The organism is Streptomyces sp. CA-294286, from assembly GCF_050947155.1.
Lineage (GTDB): Bacteria > Actinomycetota > Actinomycetes > Streptomycetales > Streptomycetaceae > Streptomyces.
On record NZ_CP192005.1, the window covers coordinates 2,146,910 to 2,162,683 of the forward strand.

Here is a 15,774-nt window from a genome sequence, read left to right on the forward strand (position 1 = left end):
CGGGCCCGCCCACGGTCGGGGGGCTGCGGCACATGAACACGGACGACAGCAACCACCACGCTCCCGCCGCACCCGCCGCACCCGCCGCACCCGCCGCACCCGCCGCACCCGCCGCACCCGCCGCACCCGCCGCACCCGCCGCACCCGCCGCACCCGCCGCACCCGCCGCACCCGCCGCACCCGCCGCACCCGCCGCACCCGCCGCACCCGCCGCACCCGCCGCACCCGCCGCACCCGCCGCACCCGCCGCACCCGCCGCACCCGCCGCAGGGAACGCCGAAGTCTCCCCCCGAGTTCCGCAGGTCCCAGGCTTTTCCGGCACCGGCGGCACCGTCCCAGACGCGGCCCACGCCCCCGTGCAAGGAGCCCCCTCACAAAACGTCCCCGCCCAGAACGCCCCCGTCTCCGGCAGTCCCGCCCGCGACACCCCCGCGCGGAACGCCTCCGCCCGCAACGCCCCTCTCCGCAACGCCCCCGCCCAGCACGCACCCACCGGCGACACCCCCGCGCGGAACGCCCCTCCCCCCAGCGGACCCACTCCCGGCTGGCCCCGGCTCCGCCTCAGCACCCCCCTCGCCCCGGTTCCCCCCGGCACCGCTCCCGTCCGGCCCCGGCCGTCCGCCGCCTTCCCGCAGGCTCCCGGCACCGCAGAGGACGAAGCGGGCGCACGGGCAGCCCGTGGGCCGCGTGTGCCACCCGCCTCCGCCCCTCGTCCCCTGCCCGCGCAGGCTCCGCGGCCCTGGCGCCCGGACCGCCGCTCACCGGGGCCCTCCACCACCACCCTGCGCACCGGCGGCCACCCGCAGGACCCGCCCACCACCACCCTGCGCACCTCACCTCCCCGGCGGTCCGGCCCGTCCCAGCCCGGCCCGTCCCAGCTCGGCTCGTCCCAGCCCGGCTCGGGCGACGGCTCCCACGGCCCGCCGCCGCCCGGCGGGGGCCGCGCCGGAGACCCGCGGGGCCGGCGACCGCATCCCGCCACCCCCCGCTACAACCAGCACCGTCAGTACCCGGACGAACCCCCCGCCTCCGGCCCGGCGTCCCACGCGTCGACACCGGCCGACGTGCACGCCGTGCTGCGCCGCCGCGCCACCGGTCCGACGACCGGCCTCCTGCACTCTCTCGGCTTCACCCTGCTGGCCGTCATCGAGTACTTCCGGAGCATGGTCAACAGCCTCTCCCCGGTCCAGCGCGCCGCCGGCGGCTCCGCCGAGCTGCGTGACATAGCCGCCTTCCAGGCGGACCTGATGCGCGAGGACTGGTACCAGGCGGTCGGCGACCTCGCCCGGATCGCCACTTTCGACCAGCCCCGTGCGGCCCTCTGGGCCGCCGTCTTCATCGCGCTCGTCGTACGCCTCAACCGCAGCGGCCCCGCCCGCCTCCAGATCGCTCTGTCGGTTCTGGCCGCCGGCTACTGCGGCCTGCTCGCCCTGGTCTGGTTCCCGTTCCTGTACGGCCTCGGCGGCGCGAGCATCGCCGCCCTGGCGGCGACCGGCGCCCTCCTCTGGGCCGCCACCCGCCGCTGAGCCCAGGCCCCGCACCCTCCCGCGGCCGACACACCGCGCCCCGAGCCCCGTCCCCACTCCCCTTCCCCCGCGCCCCCTACCCCGTCGCCCCCTACCCCCGGTAGACCATCGTGCAGAGCAACGTGTCTCCCCCGTCGACCTGCCACGACCAGTAGTACGTCCGGTCCCTGGCCGCCCGCGCGCAGTCCCCCGGCGCGCGCCCCGACGAAGGGCCGTACACCCCGGTGATGTGCAGGACCGTGTCGTAGGGGGCCGCAGGCCGTTTCACCGTGCAGTCGACCGCCGTCATCGACCCCAGCCGCATCCGCGCACCGCCCTGGCCCTGACGGCTCTCCGCCAGCAGGCAGTAGCCGGCCCGGTACCTCCGGGTCAGGCACAGGACCCGCTTCCCTGCGTCGCTCACGCTCACCACGTACGACAGTCCGTCGCCCGTGGGACAGGCGCTCCAACCGGTCCGTACCGCGCTCACCCGGGTCAGCCCGGCGTCTCCGGAACAGGCGACCTTCTGCGGTATTCGGGTGTTCCAGCCCTTCCCCGTGTCGAAGAGGGCCAGGCAGTCCCCGGCCCGTACCGCGGCGAACGCCCGCGCCCGTTCCACCGCGTCGGGCTCGTCGTCCCGCTCGCCCGCGTTGTCGCCCGCACCGCCACCCCCGCTCCCGGCAGCCGCCGTACCCTTTCCGGCACTCGCGGCGACACCGCCGGAGGGAACGGTCCCCGAGCTGCCCGAAGTTCCCGAAGCCCCGGAAGTCCCGGGAGAGTTCGGCGCCCGGGGAATACCGAGCACCGCCCCGACCGCCCCCGTCCGGCGTCCCCCGTCGCCCTTCTCCCACACCTGTGGCAGCACCCCCACCACCAGCGCCAGCACCGCGACGAACAGCACCGCCGCCCCGCGCTTCTGTGCCCCCGTCATCACAGCCCCCCAAGGCCCCACCGCTCCGGAGCCCCCCGTGAGCCACCCGAGTCGATGCGTGAATTCACCATCCCACAGCCCTCTGACAATGCCCCCGGACCACCGAACCCAAGCCCACGCACCCCCCGAGGCCCCGGCCCCAGCACCAGCACCAGACCGAACCCCCACACCCCGCTACCCGAGCCCGCCCAGAACCCGCCCCCGGCCCTCAGCTCCTCAGCCCCACCCCCGGACCCCCCTCACGCCCGCACGCCCGGACGCTCGCCTCAACAACACCCGCCCCCGCCACCCGCAGGCAGCGTCCGCACGTTCCGCGCCTCCACGGCCCGCGCCGCGAGCAACTCGTCCGCCGGGTAGGCCACTTCCTCCAGCGTCAGCCCGTGCGCCTTCACCACGTGCACCGATGAGTCCCGCACCCCGGCGGCCAGGACCTTCGCCGGCCACTCCACGCCACGGTGCCCGTCCCCCACGTACAGCAAGGCCCCCACCAGCGAGCGGACCATGTTGTGGCAGAAGGCGTCGGCCCGCACCGTCCCGGTGACGACGCCGTCCGCGCCCCGCTCCCACCACAGCTCCTGGAGGGTACGGATCGTCGTCGCCCCCTCGCGCTTCTTGCAGTACGCCGCGAAGTCGTGCTCCCCGAGCAGTCCCGCCGACGCCGCGTTCATCGCGTCGACGTCCAACGCCCAGTCGTGCCACAGCACATGGCTGCGGATCAGCGGATCGACACCCCCGGGGTGGTCCGAGACCCGGTACCGGTAGCGCCGCCAGATCGCCGAGAAGCGTGCGTTGAACCCCGCCGGCGCCTCCGCCACCCGCCACACCCGCACGTCGTGACCCAGTCGCCCCGCCAGCCTCCGCAGCAGCTTCTCCCGGTGCTCCTCCCACACCTGCACCGGCAGGTCCACGTGCGCGACCTGGCCGCGCGCGTGCACGCCCGCGTCGGTCCGCCCGGCCACCGTCAGGTCGAAGTTCCGCTCCGACCGCGTCACCGTCCGCAGCGCCGCCTCGATCTCCCCCTGCACGGTCCGCCGCCCACTGGGCTGCTTCGCCCACCCGGAGAAGTCCCTGCCGTCGTACGAGAGGTCCAGCCTCACCCGTACGAATCCGTCCGCCACCTCGTCAGCCACAGCCAACCTCCACGCTCACGCCCACTGAAGACCCACCGACCCGAAGACCCGCAAAGCGGAACGGGCCCGCCCCCAGAAAAACTGGGGACGGGCCCGTCCACGTACTGCTCGGTACTACTTGGACTCGTCGCCCTCGGGCTTCGTGTCCTCGACGCCCTCGGCCTGCTCGGCCTTCTTGGCGTCGTCTTCCTTGACCGCGCGCTTCGTCGCAGCCTCGGCCTCGCCGACAGCGTTCTGCTGCACGGTCAGGGCCTCGACCAGCTCGATGACCGCCATCGGGGCGTTGTCGCCACGACGGTTGCCGATCTTCGTGATGCGGGTGTAACCACCGGGGCGGTTCTCGTAACGCGGCGCGATCTCGGTGAAGAGCGTGTGGACGACGCTCTTGTCCGTGATCGTCTGAAGCACCAGGCGACGGTTGTGGATGTCGCCCTTCTTCGCCTTGGTGACGAGACGCTCGGCGACGGGGCGCAGGCGGCGGGCCTTGGCCTCGGTCGTCGTGATGCGGCCGTGCTCGAAGAGCGACTTCGCCAGGTTGGCGAGGAGCAGCTTCTCGTGCGCGGCGCTGCCGCCCAGACGGGCACCCTTTGCGGGACGCGGCATGGTGTTTCTCCTTGTGATCTGCACCGGCCGTATCAGGTACCGGTGTCAGTTACCGACGAGCTAGTGCCCGCCGGAAGATTTCAGCAGTCCGTACGGACTAGTACTGCTCGGTCTCCACGAAACCGGCATCCGCGTCGTCGTCGGCGCCGAAGGCGTCGGCGGCGGCGGTCGGGTCGAACCCGGGGGGGCTGTCCTTGAGGGCCAGGCCCATGCCGTTCAGCTTCATCTTGACCTCGTCGATCGACTTCGCACCGAAGTTGCGAATGTCGAGCAGGTCCGCCTCGGAGCGGGCCACGAGCTCGCCCACCGAGTGGATGCCCTCGCGCTTGAGGCAGTTGTACGACCGAACGGTGAGCTCAAGCTCCTCGATCGGCAGTGCCAGATCGGCGGCCAGAGCGGCGTCCGTCGGGGACGGGCCCATGTCGATGCCCTCGGCGTCGATGTTGAGCTCGCGCGCCAGACCGAACAGCTCGACCAGGGTCTTGCCTGCGGACGCCATGGCGTCACGCGGGCGCATGGCCTGCTTGGTCTCGACGTCGACGATCAGCTTGTCGAAGTCGGTGCGCTGCTCGACACGGGTCGCCTCGACCTTGTACGTGACCTTGAGCACCGGGGAGTAGATGGAGTCGACCGGGATACGACCGATCTCCTGGCCCACCTGCTTGTTCTGGACGGCGGAGACGTAGCCGCGACCGCGCTCGACGGTCAGTTCCATCTCCAGCTTGCCCTTGCCGTTGAGCGTGGCGAGGACCAGGTCCGGGTTGTGCACCTCGACACCGGCCGGGGGCGCGATGTCGGCAGCGGTGACCAGGCCGGGACCCTGCTTGCGCAGGTACATCACGACCGGCTCGTCGTGCTCCGAGGAGACGACCAGCTGCTTGATGTTGAGGATGAGGTCGGTGACGTCCTCCTTGACGCCCGGCACGGTGGTGAACTCGTGCAGGACACCGTCGATCCGGATGCTGGTGACAGCGGCACCCGGGATGGACGACAGGAGGGTACGACGCAGGGAGTTGCCGAGCGTGTAACCGAAGCCGGGCTCCAGCGGCTCGATGACGAACCGGGAGCGGTACTCGTCGACGACCTCTTCGGTCAGCGACGGGCGCTGTGCAATAAGCATGGGGTTCCTTTGTTCTTGGCGCCCACTATTTGACGCCAACTACCACAAGGGTACGGGCGGTACGCCTCATAGGAGCCGTACCGCCCGAAACGTGACCCGGGCGGCGAGGAGGTCGGTCTCCACGCCGCCCGCGTCACGATGGTGCTTTTCCGGGGGGAGTCCCCCCGAGCCCCTGGCCGCACAAGCGGTCCGGCCAGGAGTGACGGCGCCGTGAGGCGCCGACGGGTCAGACGCGACGGCGCTTCGGCGGGCGGCAGCCGTTGTGCGGCGTCGGGGTGACGTCCTGGATCGAACCGACCTCAAGGCCGGTGGCCTGGAGGGAGCGGATCGCGGTCTCGCGGCCGGAGCCCGGACCCTTCACGAAGACGTCGACCTTGCGCATGCCGTGCTCCTGCGCGCGGCGGGCGGCCGACTCGGCGGCCATCTGCGCGGCGAAGGGGGTCGACTTGCGCGAGCCCTTGAAGCCCACGTGGCCGGCGGAGGCCCACGAGATCACGTTGCCGGTCGGGTCCGTGATGGACACGATCGTGTTGTTGAACGTGCTCTTGATGTGCGCGTGGCCGTGAGCGACGTTCTTCTTTTCCTTGCGGCGCACCTTCTTGGCAGCGCCCTGACGTCCCTTGGGGGGCATGTCTTACTCCAGATGGAGAGGGAGGTGATCGGTCCTACAGCGAAGACCGCTTGAAAAGCGTCCGGCTGAGGACTACTTCTTGCCCGGCTTCTTCTTACCGGCGATGGCGCGACGCGGGCCCTTGCGGGTACGAGCGTTCGTGCTGGTGCGCTGGCCGTGGACCGGCAGGCCGCGACGGTGGCGCAGACCCTGGTAGGAGCCGATCTCCACCTTGCGGCGGATGTCGGCCTGCACCTCGCGACGGAGGTCACCCTCGGTCTTGAGGTTGGCGTCCACGTACTCGCGGATCTTGACGAGGTCCTCTTCGGCGAGGTCGCGAACACGGGTGTTCGGGTTCACACCGGTGGCGGCGAGGGTTTCCTTCGCCAGGGTGCGGCCGATGCCGAAGACGTAGGTGAGGGCGATCTCCACACGCTTTTCGCGCGGGATGTCAACACCTGAAACGCGTGCCATTCAATGGCTCCAGTTGTTAGTTCGGGGGTCTTCCACAGAGCTGCTCCCGGCCGCCGACCTCACGAGTGAGGTGGTACGTCCGGGTCCCCGGCCCCCGCCGGAGGTGCCGCCGGCCCTGTCGACCGGTCGTGCCCTGCGTATGTACGAATTGCTTGCGTCGCGCGAAGAACTGCGAGATGCAGGAAAGGTCGTGCGTCAGCCCTGGCGCTGCTTGTGGCGCAGGTTTTCGCAGATGACCATGACCCGGCCGTGACGGCGGATCACCTTGCACTTGTCGCAGATCTTCTTGACGCTCGGCTTGACCTTCATGGGATGTCAGGTTCTCCGGGTCAGTGCCACTCGCCCCCCGGAAGGGGCTCGGCAGATCTACTTGTACCGGTAGACGATCCGGCCACGCGTCAGGTCGTACGGAGAGAGCTCCACCACGACCCGGTCATCCGGGAGGATGCGGATGTAGTGCATCCGCATCTTGCCGCTGATGTGCGCGAGGACTTTGTGACCGTTCTGCAGTTCCACCTTGAACATTGCGTTCGGGAGGGACTCGATCACGGTGCCCTCGATTTCGATGGCACCTTGCTTCTTGGCCACGCTTCGCCCTTCGAATCGGCTACCTTGATCGACTCTCCTGCGGTCTGCCGGCAGATTGCAGGCATACGGATGCACAAGAGCCGACGAGTCAGTCTACGTCAGGCCTCTCGAAAAGACGAATCCGTCAAGTTTGCCCAACACTGATGATCGTTATGCGGCATTCACCCCGTCGGCACGGGTCCGGCCAGGAGCCGCCACCGTACGGCCCAGTCGTGGAACACCCCCGGGCCGACCGGTCGCACCCCCGCGGCCCAGCGGGACGGAGCCCGACTAGAGACCCCGGCCCCGCCGCCCCCGGCCCTCAGGCCAGCGGGTCGGGCGCCGCCGTGATGCCGTACTCCGCCAGCTTCGCCTTGCCGCCGTCGACCGCGGTCAGCACCAGCGGGCCGTCCTCGGTCAGGGCGATGGAGTGCTCCCAGTGCGAGGACCAGGTGCCGTCCGTCGTGATGACGGTCCAGTCGTCGGCCAGCACCTCGGTCTGCGCGGTGCCCAGCGAGACCATCGGCTCGATGGCCAGGCACACGCCGGGGACCAGCTTGATGCCCTTGCCGCGCTTGCGCGTGACGTAGTTCAGCAGGTGCGGGTCCATGTGCATCTCGGAGCCGATGCCGTGCCCGCCGTAGTCCTCGATGATCCCGTACTTGCCGGTGGCCGGCCGCGGCTGGCGGCGGATGTAGCCCTCGATCGACTTCGAGATGTCGACGAGCCGGTTGCCCTGCTTCATGGCGGCGATGCCCGCCCACATCGACTCCTCGGTCACCCGGGACAGCTCGACCAGCTCGGGCGCGTGGCCGCTGCCGACGAAGGCGGTGTACGCCGCGTCGCCGTGCCAGCCGTCGATGATCGCCCCGCAGTCGATCGAGATGATGTCGCCGTCCTTGAGGACGGTCTTCTCGTCCGGGATGCCGTGCACGACGACCTCGTTCACCGAGGTGCAGATGGTGGCCGGGAAGCCGCCGTACCCCAGGAAGTTGGACTTCGCGCCGTGCTCGGCGAGCACCTTGCGGGCGACCTCGTCGAGGTCCTTCGTACTGGCGCCGGGAACGGCCGCCGCACGGGTCGCCGCGTGAATGGCGGCGACGACCAGCCCCGCCTCACGCATCTTCGCGATCTGCTCGGGAGTCTTGATCTCCACCATGGATGTGCCTTCCACGCTCGTATGTGTTCGGTCTCAACAGTACGGCCGGACGGAGAAGGCCGCGGCGCCTCAGAGGACACCGCGGCCTTCACCGTCGTACGTATGCAACCCGGCAGCGTGTGACTGCCTAGGCGGTCTTGTTCAGGGCGTCCATCGCGCGCTCGGTCACCTCGGCGACCTTGCCTTCCGCGGAGAGGGTGACCACCAGGCCCTGCGCCTTGTAGTGGTCGATGATGGGCTCGGTCTGCGTGTGGTAGACGTCGAGCCGCTTGCGCACGGTCTCCTCGGTGTCGTCCGGACGCTGGTAGAGCTCGCCGCCGCAGACGTCGCAGACGCCCTCGGTCTTCGGCGGGCTGTACGTGGCGTGGAAGACGTGCGCGGAATCGTTGCGGCAGATGCGCCGGCCGGCGATCCGCTTCACGACCTCCTCCTCCGGGACCTCCAGGTCCAGCACCGCGTCCAGCTCCTGGCCCTGGTCCTTCAGCGCCGCGTCCAGGGCCTCGGCCTGGAAGACGTTGCGCGGGAAGCCGTCGAGCAGGAAACCGTTCTCGGCGTCGCTCTGGGCCATGCGGTCCAGCGCCATACCGATCGTGACCTCGTCGGGGACCAGATTTCCGGCATCCATGATGGCCTTGGCCTGCTTGCCGAGGGCGGTGCCCTGGCTGATGTTGGCCCGGAAGAGGTCTCCCGTCGAAATGTGCGGGATCGACAGGTTCTTGGCGAGGAACGCGGCTTGCGTTCCCTTGCCCGCGCCCGGCGGCCCGACGAGGACGATACGCATCAGCGGAGGAACCCTTCGTAATTGCGCTGCTGGAGCTGGCTCTCGATCTGCTTCACGGTCTCCAGACCCACACCCACGATGATGAGGATGCTTGTGCCGCCGAACGGGAAGTCCTGGCTGGCACCGAAGCCGGCCAACGCCATCGTCGGCACGAGAGCGATCAGACCCAGGTACAGCGATCCCGGCCACGTGATGCGGTTCAGCACGTAACTCAGGTACTCAGCAGTAGGTCGACCTGCCCGGATGCCCGGGATGAAGCCACCATACTTCTTCATGTTGTCGGCGACTTCCTCGGGGTTGAACGAGATCGCCACGTAGAAGAAGGCGAAGAACACGATCAACAGGAAGTACGTCGCGATGTAGTACGGATGGTCGCCCTTGGTCAGGTTCGAGGAGATCCACTGCGCCCACGGCGCGGAGGATCCGGAGAACTGGACGATCAGGGCCGGGATGTAGAGCAGCGACGAAGCGAAGATGACGGGGATGACACCCGCCTGGTTCACCTTCAGCGGGATGTAGGTGGAGGTCCCGCCGTACGACTTGCGGCCGACCATGCGCTTCGCGTACTGGACGGGAATGCGGCGCTGCGCCTGTTCGACGAAGACCACGAGGCCGACCATCGCGAAGCCGACGAGGATCACGATCCCGAACTCGATCCACCCGTCGGCCATCTTGCCGCCCTCCTTGATGGACCACAGGGAGGTCGGGAAGCCGGCGGCGATCGAGATGAACATCAGGATGGACATGCCGTTGCCGATGCCGCGGTCCGTGATGAGCTCGCCGAGCCACATCACCATCGCGGTGCCGGCGGTCATCGTGATGACCATGACCATCGTCGTGAAGATCGACTTGTCCGGGACGATCTGCGACCGGACCGACTCGGGGCAAGCCTGGAACAGCGCACCGGAGTTGGCGGTCGCGACCAGGCCGGTGCCCTGGAGGACGGCCAGCGCCACGGTCAGATAACGCGTGTACTGCGTGATCTTCGCCGTGCCCGACTGCCCCTCCTTCTTCAGGGCTTCGAGCCGGGGAATGACCACGGTCAGCAGCTGAAGGATGATGCTCGCCGTGATGTACGGCATGATGCCGAGCGCAAAAATGCTGATCTGCAACAGCGCGCCACCGCTGAACATCTGCATCATCCCGAGGAGCCCGCCGCCGGACTCCGCCTGGTTCAGGCAGATCTGGACGTTCTTGTAGCTCACACCGGGGACCGGGACGTGGGAACCCAGCCTGAACAGCACGATGATGCCGAGTGTGAAGAGCAGCTTCTTGCGCAGGTCGGGCGTCTTGAACGCCCGGGCGAACGCGGTGAGCACGGTGCCTCCTGCGACCCCCGCGCTACTGCGTCAAGGGTGACGGTATTGAGGATCGACGAATACGTATCAGTCAAAGAACGAGCGGACAGCGTTGTGGGCACACCGCGCGAAAGTTAACAGTGCACGCCACCATACCGGCGGACCCCGCCCCCTAGGAACGACCAACCGGGGATGCCCCATATGAGAGGCATCCCCGGTCGGATGTTCAAGCCATCGAGCTGTCTCAGACGAGCTCGGTGACGCTGCCGCCGGCGGCAGCGATCTTCTCCTTGGCGGAGGCGGAGACGGCGTCAACCGAAACCGTCAGCGCCACGGAGATCTCGCCCTGGCCCAGGACCTTGACGAGGGAGTTGTTGCGCACCGCGCCCTTGGCGACCAGGTCGGCCACCGTGACCTCTCCACCCTCGGGGTAGAGAGCGCCGAGCTTGTCCAGGTTCACGACCTGGTACTCGGTGCGGAACGGGTTCTTGAAGCCCTTGAGCTTCGGCAGACGCATGTGGAGGGGCATCTGCCCGCCCTCGAAGCGCTGCGGAACCTGGTAACGGGCCTTGGTGCCCTTGGTACCACGACCTGCGGTCTTACCCTTCGACGCCTCACCACGGCCCACACGGGTCTTCGCGGTCTTGGCGCCCGGGGCGGGCCGGAGGTTGTGGACCTTCAGCGGGTTGTTCTCCGCCATGTCAGTCGACCTCCTCAACCGTCACGAGGTGGCGGACGGTGTGAACCATTCCGCGGAACTCGGGGCGGTCATCCTTGACAACCGAGTCGTTCAGGCGCTTGAGGCCGAGCGAACGCAGGGTGTCGCGGTGGTTCTGCTTGCTGCCGATGTACGACTTCGTCTGCGTGATCTTGAGGCGAGCCATTACGCACCCGCCCCAGCACGTGCACGAAGGAGAGCCGCGGGGGCGACGTCCTCAAGGGGCAGACCGCGGCGGGCCGCGATCTCCTCGGGACGCTGCAGGCCCTGGAGGGCCGCCACGGTCGCGTGCACGATGTTGATCGCGTTGGACGAGCCAAGCGACTTCGACAGGATGTCGTGGACGCCTGCGCACTCGAGCACGGCACGCACCGGGCCACCGGCGATAACACCGGTACCGGGGGACGCCGGCTTGAGCAGGACGACGCCCGCAGCCTTCTCGCCCGTGATCGGGTGAGGGATCGTGCCCTGGATGCGCGGAACCTTGAAGAAGTTCTTCTTGGCTTCCTCGACACCCTTGGCGATGGCCGCGGGAACTTCCTTGGCCTTGCCGTAACCGACACCTACGGTGCCGTCACCGTCTCCGACCACGACGAGCGCGGTGAAGCTGAAGCGACGACCACCCTTGACAACCTTGGCAACGCGGTTGATCGCGACAACGCGCTCAACGTAAGCGGTCTTCTCGGCGGCAGCGCCACCGTCGCGACCCTTCCGGTCCCGCCGCTCGCCGCCACCGGCACCGCTTCCGCGGCGCTGGGGTCCAGCCATTGGATTTACCTCTCTCTGTTACGTCCGTTAGTCCCGGAACCGGGGCTTAGAACTTCAGCCCGGCTTCGCGGGCGGCGTCAGCCAGAGCGGCAATGCGCCCGGCGTACCTGTTGCCACCACGGTCGAACACGACGGTCTCGACGCCGGCGGCCTTCGCACGCTCGGCGACAAGCGCGCCAACCTGCTTGGCCTGGGCGCTCTTGTCGCCCTCGCCGCCGCGGATCGAGGTGTCCAGGGTCGACGCCGACGCGAGCGTGTGGCCCGCGATGTCGTCGATGACCTGCGCCACGATGTTGCGGTTGGAGCGGGTCACGACCAGGCGAGGACGCTCCGGCGTACCGGAGACGTGCTTGCGGATGCGGACGTGACGACGCTTGATGGCAGCGCGCTTGTACGCGTCACCCTTGGCGATCTTTACACCGTATGCCATGGCTTACTTACCCGCCTTTCCGACCTTGCGGCGGATGACCTCGCCGGCGTACTTGACGCCCTTGGCCTTGTACGGGTCGGGCTTCCGCAGCTTGCGGATGTTAGCGGCGACCTCGCCGACCTTCTGCTTGTCGATGCCCTCGACGCTGAGCTTCGTGGGCGACTCGACCTTGAAGGTGATGCCTTCGGGGGCCTCGATAACGATCGGGTGGCTGTAACCGAGGGCGAACTCCAGGTTGGAGCCCTTCGCCTGGACCCGGTAACCGACACCGCTGATCTCGAGCGCCTTGCTGTATCCCTGGGTCACGCCGGTGATCATGTTCGCCACCAGCGTGCGGGACAGGCCGTGCAGGGCCTTGTTCTGACGCTCGTCGTTGGGACGGGTGACGTTGAGAACGCCGTCCTCGTCCTTAACAATCTCGATCGGCGCAGCAACAGTGTGCGAGAGGGAACCCTTGGGGCCCTTCACGGCAACCGTGCGGCCGTCGATGGTGACGTCCACACCAGCGGGAACCTGGATGGGGAGCTTGCCGATTCGCGACATGAGCTTTCCTTCCTTTCCCGACTACCAGACGTAGGCGAGGACTTCCCCACCTACGCCCTTCTTGCCTGCCTGCTGGCCGGTCAGAAGACCGTGCGACGTGGAGATGATCGCCACGCCGAGGCCGCCGAGGACCTTGGGCAGGTTGGTGGACTTCGCGTAAACACGCAGACCCGGCTTCGAAATACGCTTGATGCCGGCAATCGAACGCTCGCGGTTGGGCCCGAACTTGAGCTCAAGGACGAGGTTCTTGCCGACCTCGGCGTCCTCGACCTTCCAGCCCGTGATGAAGCCCTCCTGCTGGAGGATCTCCGCGATGTGCGACTTGATCTTGCTGTGCGGCATCACGACGGTGTCGTGGTACGCCGAGTTCGCGTTACGCAGACGCGTGAGCATGTCTGCGATGGGATCAGTCATGGTCATGAAGTGGCCTTCGGCCTCTCTCGCCGGGGTTTCCTGTATGCGCCATCCCTCTCCCCACTCAGAGGCGGGACGGGTGCGGTGCGGGGACCTACGGCGTAGTAAGTCGTTATGGGCGGCAGGCGCCCAACCCTTCTAGCCTACGGCATCGAGGGTGGGGCTCCTGCCGACCAGATACTTACCGAGAGCCCTGGAGAATCGGTACGCCCAAAGGGGAGTACGGACTACCAGGAGCTCTTGGTCACGCCCGGCAGCTCGCCACGGTGAGCCATCTCACGAAGGCACACGCGGCACAGGCCGAACTTGCGGTAAACGGAGTGGGGCCGGCCACAGCGCTGGCAGCGCGTGTACGCACGCACGCCGAACTTCGGCTTGCGAGCGGCCTTAGCGATCAGAGCCTTCTTCGCCACGGTCAGTTCTCCTTGAACGGGAAGCCGAGGTGACGCAGCAGGGCACGACCCTCGTCGTCGTTGGTCGCCGTGGTGACCACGGTGATGTCCATGCCCCGGACCCGGTCGATCTTGTCCTGGTCGATCTCGTGGAACATGACCTGCTCGGTGAGACCGAAGGTGTAGTTGCCACGGCCGTCGAACTGCTTCGGCGACAGACCACGGAAGTCACGGATACGCGGCAGCGCGAGCGACAGCGTACGGTCCAGGAACTCCCACATGCGGTCACCGCGGAGGGTGACGTGGCAGCCGATCGGCTGACCCTCGCGCAGCTTGAACTGCGCGATCGACTTGCGGGCCTTGGTGACGGCCGGCTTCTGACCCGTGATGGTCGTCAGGTCCTTGATGGCCCCGTCGATCAGCTTCGAGTCACGGGCGGCGTCGCCGACACCCATGTTGACCACGATCTTGACGAGACCGGGAATCTGCATGACGTTCTCGTAGGAGAACTCTTCACGCATCTTGCCCGCGATCTCCTCGCGGTAGCGCAGCTTGAGGCGCGGTGCGGTGGTGGCAGTCATCAGATGTCCTCACCAGTCCGCTTGGCAACGCGGATCTTGTTGCCCTCGTCGTCAAAGCGGTAGCCGACGCGGGTAACGACCTTGTTGCCGTCCTTCTCCACAACCAGCTGAACGTTGCTGACGTGGACCGGAGCCTCGGTCGTCACAATGCCGCCGGTCTGCGAACCGCGAGCGGTCTGACCGGCCTTCGTGTGCTTCTTGACCCGGTTGACACCCTCGACCAGGACGCGGTCCTCGCGGGGGAAGGCCTGAATGACCTTGCCCTGCTTGCCCTTGTCCTTACCGGTGATGACCTGAACCAGGTCGCCCTTCTTGATCTTCATGCTTACAGCACCTCCGGCGCGAGCGAGATGATCTTCATGAACTTCTTCTCGCGCAGCTCACGGCCCACCGGGCCGAAGATACGGGTGCCGCGGGGGTCGCCGTCGTTCTTGAGAATGACAGCGGCGTTCTCGTCGAAGCGGATGTACGAGCCATCCTGGCGACGACGCTCCTTGACGGTGCGAACGATGACCGCCTTGACGACGTCACCCTTCTTCACGTTGCCACCGGGGATCGCATCCTTGACGGTGGCGACAATGACGTCACCGATGCCCGCGTAGCGGCGACCCGAGCCACCGAGAACACGGATGGTGAGAATTTCCTTCGCACCCGTGTTGTCGGCGACGCGAAGTCGCGACTCCTGCTGGATCACGTCTATCTCCTGATCGTCTGCCGGTTCCCGGTGGGGCCGTATCGCTACGGCCCCACCGAGCCTGGCGGAACTGCCTGAAGGGAGACCCCTTCAGGGCGTATCTGTGGGAATTCCCTTGCGGGAACTACCTACTTGGCCTTCTCAAGGATCTCGACGATGCGCCAGCGCTTCGAGGCCGACAGCGGACGCGTCTCCATGATCAGGACGCGGTCGCCGACACCGGCAGCGTTGGACTCGTCGTGAGCCTTGAGCTTGTTCGTACGGCGGATGACCTTGCCGTACAGGGCGTGCTTGACGCGGTCCTCGACAGCGACGACGACGGTCTTGTCCATCTTGTCGCTGACGACCAGACCCTCACGGGTCTTGCGGAATCCGCGCTGCTCAGTCGTCTCAGTCACATTCTTCTCGCTCATCAGGCGCTCTCCACCGTCTCGATGCCCAGCTCGCGCTCGCGCATCAGGGTGTAGATCCGGGCGATGTCCTTACGGACGGACTTGAGCCGGCCGTGGTTCTCGAGCTGCCCGGTCGCCGCCTGGAAGCGGAGGTTGAACAGTTCTTCCTTGGCCTCACGGAGCTTCGCGACGAGGTCCTCGTCGTTCAGCTCGCGCAGCTCAGTCGCCTTCGTACCGGCCACCATCACGACTCACCTGCCTCGCGCCGAACAATCCGGCACTTCATCGGAAGCTTGTGAGCAGCGCGGGTAAGCGCCTCACGAGCAATCTTCTCGTTCGGGTAGGACAGCTCGAACATCACCCGACCGGGCTTGACGTTCGCGATCCACCACTCGGGGGAACCCTTACCGGAACCCATGCGGGTCTCGGCAGGCTTCTTCGTGAGCGGACGGTCCGGGTAGATGTTGATCCAGACCTTGCCGCCACGCTTGATGTGACGGGTCATCGCGATACGAGCCGCTTCGATCTGGCGGTTCGTCACGTAGGCCGGGGTCAGCGCCTGGATGCCGTACTCGCCGAATGCGACCTCAGTACCACCCTTGGCCATACCGCTGCGCTTGGGGTGGTGCTGCTTGCGGTGCTTGACCCTACGAGGGATCAGCAT

The 15,774-nt window shown here is 67.7% G+C and carries 25 protein-coding genes; 1 reads left to right on the forward strand and 24 read right to left on the reverse strand.

Annotation, left to right across the window (positions count from 1 at the left end):
- Positions 1-32: 32 nt before the first annotated feature.
- Positions 33-1,526: a hypothetical protein gene (locus ACQPZG_RS14115; protein ID WP_433546144.1), complete on the forward strand. Its 1,494-nt coding sequence runs from the start codon at positions 33-35 to the stop codon at positions 1,524-1,526.
- Positions 1,527-1,617: 91 nt separating this feature from the next.
- Here ACQPZG_RS14115 and ACQPZG_RS14120 read toward each other — a convergent pair whose 3' ends face one another.
- The 24 genes from ACQPZG_RS14120 to rplP form a co-directional block, all read right to left on the reverse strand.
- Complete coding sequence (locus ACQPZG_RS14120) at positions 1,618-2,436, reverse strand: hypothetical protein (protein ID WP_433546145.1); 819 nt, start codon at positions 2,434-2,436, stop codon at positions 1,618-1,620.
- A gap of 266 nt (positions 2,437-2,702) precedes the next feature.
- Positions 2,703-3,566 (reverse strand): tRNA pseudouridine(38-40) synthase TruA, encoded by an 864-nt coding sequence (truA, locus tag ACQPZG_RS14125; RefSeq protein WP_433546146.1) that lies wholly within the window; start codon positions 3,564-3,566, stop codon positions 2,703-2,705.
- Between the two features lie 114 nt (positions 3,567-3,680).
- Positions 3,681-4,169, reverse strand: coding sequence for a 50S ribosomal protein L17 (gene rplQ / locus ACQPZG_RS14130; RefSeq protein ID WP_433546147.1), 489 nt, complete (start codon positions 4,167-4,169; stop codon positions 3,681-3,683).
- 97 nt (positions 4,170-4,266) lie between these two features.
- Positions 4,267-5,289, reverse strand: a complete 1,023-nt coding sequence (locus ACQPZG_RS14135; protein WP_185028035.1) for a DNA-directed RNA polymerase subunit alpha — start codon at positions 5,287-5,289, stop codon at positions 4,267-4,269.
- Positions 5,290-5,515: 226 nt separating this feature from the next.
- Positions 5,516-5,920, reverse strand: coding sequence for a 30S ribosomal protein S11 (gene rpsK / locus ACQPZG_RS14140; protein ID WP_003948617.1), 405 nt, complete (start codon positions 5,918-5,920; stop codon positions 5,516-5,518).
- Positions 5,921-5,992: 72 nt separating this feature from the next.
- Entirely contained in the window at positions 5,993-6,373 is a 381-nt protein-coding gene (gene rpsM, locus ACQPZG_RS14145) for a 30S ribosomal protein S13 (protein WP_185028033.1), read from the reverse strand.
- Between the two features lie 195 nt (positions 6,374-6,568).
- Positions 6,569-6,682, reverse strand: a complete 114-nt coding sequence (rpmJ, locus tag ACQPZG_RS14150) for a 50S ribosomal protein L36 (protein WP_009740505.1) — start codon at positions 6,680-6,682, stop codon at positions 6,569-6,571.
- Positions 6,683-6,739: 57 nt separating this feature from the next.
- Positions 6,740-6,961, reverse strand: a complete 222-nt coding sequence (infA, locus tag ACQPZG_RS14155) for a translation initiation factor IF-1 (protein WP_003956442.1) — start codon at positions 6,959-6,961, stop codon at positions 6,740-6,742.
- A gap of 301 nt (positions 6,962-7,262) precedes the next feature.
- On the reverse strand, positions 7,263-8,099 hold the full coding sequence (gene map, locus ACQPZG_RS14160) for a type I methionyl aminopeptidase (protein ID WP_433549404.1): 837 nt from the start codon (positions 8,097-8,099) through the stop codon (positions 7,263-7,265).
- 127 nt (positions 8,100-8,226) lie between these two features.
- Complete coding sequence (locus ACQPZG_RS14165) at positions 8,227-8,880, reverse strand: adenylate kinase (protein WP_433546148.1); 654 nt, start codon at positions 8,878-8,880, stop codon at positions 8,227-8,229.
- Entirely contained in the window at positions 8,880-10,199 is a 1,320-nt protein-coding gene (secY, locus tag ACQPZG_RS14170) for a preprotein translocase subunit SecY (protein ID WP_185028029.1), read from the reverse strand. Before secY ends, ACQPZG_RS14165 begins: the two co-directional genes overlap by 1 nt.
- A 223-nt stretch (positions 10,200-10,422) precedes the next feature.
- Positions 10,423-10,878, reverse strand: coding sequence for a 50S ribosomal protein L15 (gene rplO, locus ACQPZG_RS14175; protein WP_185028027.1), 456 nt, complete (start codon positions 10,876-10,878; stop codon positions 10,423-10,425).
- 1 nt (position 10,879) lies between these two features.
- On the reverse strand, positions 10,880-11,062 hold the full coding sequence (rpmD, locus tag ACQPZG_RS14180; RefSeq protein ID WP_185028025.1) for a 50S ribosomal protein L30: 183 nt from the start codon (positions 11,060-11,062) through the stop codon (positions 10,880-10,882).
- Positions 11,062-11,664, reverse strand: coding sequence for a 30S ribosomal protein S5 (gene rpsE / locus ACQPZG_RS14185; protein WP_030084329.1), 603 nt, complete (start codon positions 11,662-11,664; stop codon positions 11,062-11,064). Before rpsE ends, rpmD begins: the two co-directional genes overlap by 1 nt.
- 46 nt (positions 11,665-11,710) lie before the next feature.
- Positions 11,711-12,094 (reverse strand): 50S ribosomal protein L18, encoded by a 384-nt coding sequence (gene rplR, locus ACQPZG_RS14190; protein ID WP_185028023.1) that lies wholly within the window; start codon positions 12,092-12,094, stop codon positions 11,711-11,713.
- Between the two features lie 3 nt (positions 12,095-12,097).
- Positions 12,098-12,637: a 50S ribosomal protein L6 gene (gene rplF, locus ACQPZG_RS14195; RefSeq protein ID WP_185028021.1), complete on the reverse strand. Its 540-nt coding sequence runs from the start codon at positions 12,635-12,637 to the stop codon at positions 12,098-12,100.
- Positions 12,638-12,658: 21 nt separating this feature from the next.
- Positions 12,659-13,057: a 30S ribosomal protein S8 gene (gene rpsH / locus ACQPZG_RS14200; protein ID WP_067163170.1), complete on the reverse strand. Its 399-nt coding sequence runs from the start codon at positions 13,055-13,057 to the stop codon at positions 12,659-12,661.
- A gap of 221 nt (positions 13,058-13,278) precedes the next feature.
- The gene (locus tag ACQPZG_RS14205) at positions 13,279-13,464 is read right to left on the reverse strand and encodes a type Z 30S ribosomal protein S14 (protein WP_003956452.1); all 186 of its coding nucleotides are present in this window, start codon (positions 13,462-13,464) and stop codon (positions 13,279-13,281) included.
- Positions 13,465-13,466: 2 nt separating this feature from the next.
- Positions 13,467-14,024, reverse strand: coding sequence for a 50S ribosomal protein L5 (gene rplE / locus ACQPZG_RS14210; protein ID WP_433546149.1), 558 nt, complete (start codon positions 14,022-14,024; stop codon positions 13,467-13,469).
- Positions 14,024-14,347 (reverse strand): 50S ribosomal protein L24, encoded by a 324-nt coding sequence (rplX, locus tag ACQPZG_RS14215; RefSeq protein ID WP_108151516.1) that lies wholly within the window; start codon positions 14,345-14,347, stop codon positions 14,024-14,026. The genes rplE and rplX overlap by 1 nt, the downstream gene beginning before the upstream one ends.
- Positions 14,348-14,349: 2 nt before the next feature.
- Entirely contained in the window at positions 14,350-14,718 is a 369-nt protein-coding gene (rplN, locus tag ACQPZG_RS14220; RefSeq protein WP_003966950.1) for a 50S ribosomal protein L14, read from the reverse strand.
- Positions 14,719-14,846: 128 nt separating this feature from the next.
- The gene (gene rpsQ / locus ACQPZG_RS14225) at positions 14,847-15,131 is read right to left on the reverse strand and encodes a 30S ribosomal protein S17 (RefSeq protein ID WP_028812368.1); all 285 of its coding nucleotides are present in this window, start codon (positions 15,129-15,131) and stop codon (positions 14,847-14,849) included.
- The gene (rpmC, locus tag ACQPZG_RS14230) at positions 15,131-15,355 is read right to left on the reverse strand and encodes a 50S ribosomal protein L29 (protein WP_138894199.1); all 225 of its coding nucleotides are present in this window, start codon (positions 15,353-15,355) and stop codon (positions 15,131-15,133) included. The genes rpsQ and rpmC overlap by 1 nt, the downstream gene beginning before the upstream one ends.
- On the reverse strand, positions 15,355-15,774 hold the full coding sequence (gene rplP / locus ACQPZG_RS14235) for a 50S ribosomal protein L16 (protein ID WP_119286204.1): 420 nt from the start codon (positions 15,772-15,774) through the stop codon (positions 15,355-15,357). Before rplP ends, rpmC begins: the two co-directional genes overlap by 1 nt.

Bases quoted from the DNA above. Each gene is read 5' to 3' on its own strand.
- ACQPZG_RS14115 (WP_433546144.1), top strand. From the start codon at position 33: ATGAACACGGACGACAGCAACCACCACGCTCCCGCCGCACCCGCCGCA.
- ACQPZG_RS14120 (WP_433546145.1), bottom strand. From the start codon at position 2,436: ATGACGGGGGCACAGAAGCGCGGGGCGGCGGTGCTGTTCGTCGCGGTG.
- rplQ (WP_433546147.1), bottom strand. From the start codon at position 4,169: ATGCCGCGTCCCGCAAAGGGTGCCCGTCTGGGCGGCAGCGCCGCGCAC.
- ACQPZG_RS14135 (WP_185028035.1), bottom strand. From the start codon at position 5,289: ATGCTTATTGCACAGCGCCCGTCGCTGACCGAAGAGGTCGTCGACGAG.
- rpsK (WP_003948617.1), bottom strand. From the start codon at position 5,920: ATGCCCCCCAAGGGACGTCAGGGCGCTGCCAAGAAGGTGCGCCGCAAG.
- rpsM (WP_185028033.1), bottom strand. From the start codon at position 6,373: ATGGCACGCGTTTCAGGTGTTGACATCCCGCGCGAAAAGCGTGTGGAG.
- rpmJ (WP_009740505.1), bottom strand. From the start codon at position 6,682: ATGAAGGTCAAGCCGAGCGTCAAGAAGATCTGCGACAAGTGCAAGGTG.
- map (WP_433549404.1), bottom strand. From the start codon at position 8,099: ATGGTGGAGATCAAGACTCCCGAGCAGATCGCGAAGATGCGTGAGGCG.
- ACQPZG_RS14165 (WP_433546148.1), bottom strand. From the start codon at position 8,880: ATGCGTATCGTCCTCGTCGGGCCGCCGGGCGCGGGCAAGGGAACGCAA.
- rplO (WP_185028027.1), bottom strand. From the start codon at position 10,878: ATGGCGGAGAACAACCCGCTGAAGGTCCACAACCTCCGGCCCGCCCCG.
- rpmD (WP_185028025.1), bottom strand. From the start codon at position 11,062: ATGGCTCGCCTCAAGATCACGCAGACGAAGTCGTACATCGGCAGCAAG.
- rpsE (WP_030084329.1), bottom strand. From the start codon at position 11,664: ATGGCTGGACCCCAGCGCCGCGGAAGCGGTGCCGGTGGCGGCGAGCGG.
- rplR (WP_185028023.1), bottom strand. From the start codon at position 12,094: ATGGCATACGGTGTAAAGATCGCCAAGGGTGACGCGTACAAGCGCGCT.
- rplF (WP_185028021.1), bottom strand. From the start codon at position 12,637: ATGTCGCGAATCGGCAAGCTCCCCATCCAGGTTCCCGCTGGTGTGGAC.
- rpsH (WP_067163170.1), bottom strand. From the start codon at position 13,057: ATGACCATGACTGATCCCATCGCAGACATGCTCACGCGTCTGCGTAAC.
- rplE (WP_433546149.1), bottom strand. From the start codon at position 14,024: ATGACTGCCACCACCGCACCGCGCCTCAAGCTGCGCTACCGCGAGGAG.
- rplX (WP_108151516.1), bottom strand. From the start codon at position 14,347: ATGAAGATCAAGAAGGGCGACCTGGTTCAGGTCATCACCGGTAAGGAC.
- rpsQ (WP_028812368.1), bottom strand. From the start codon at position 15,131: ATGAGCGAGAAGAATGTGACTGAGACGACTGAGCAGCGCGGATTCCGC.
- rpmC (WP_138894199.1), bottom strand. From the start codon at position 15,355: ATGGTGGCCGGTACGAAGGCGACTGAGCTGCGCGAGCTGAACGACGAG.
- rplP (WP_119286204.1), bottom strand. From the start codon at position 15,774: ATGCTGATCCCTCGTAGGGTCAAGCACCGCAAGCAGCACCACCCCAAG.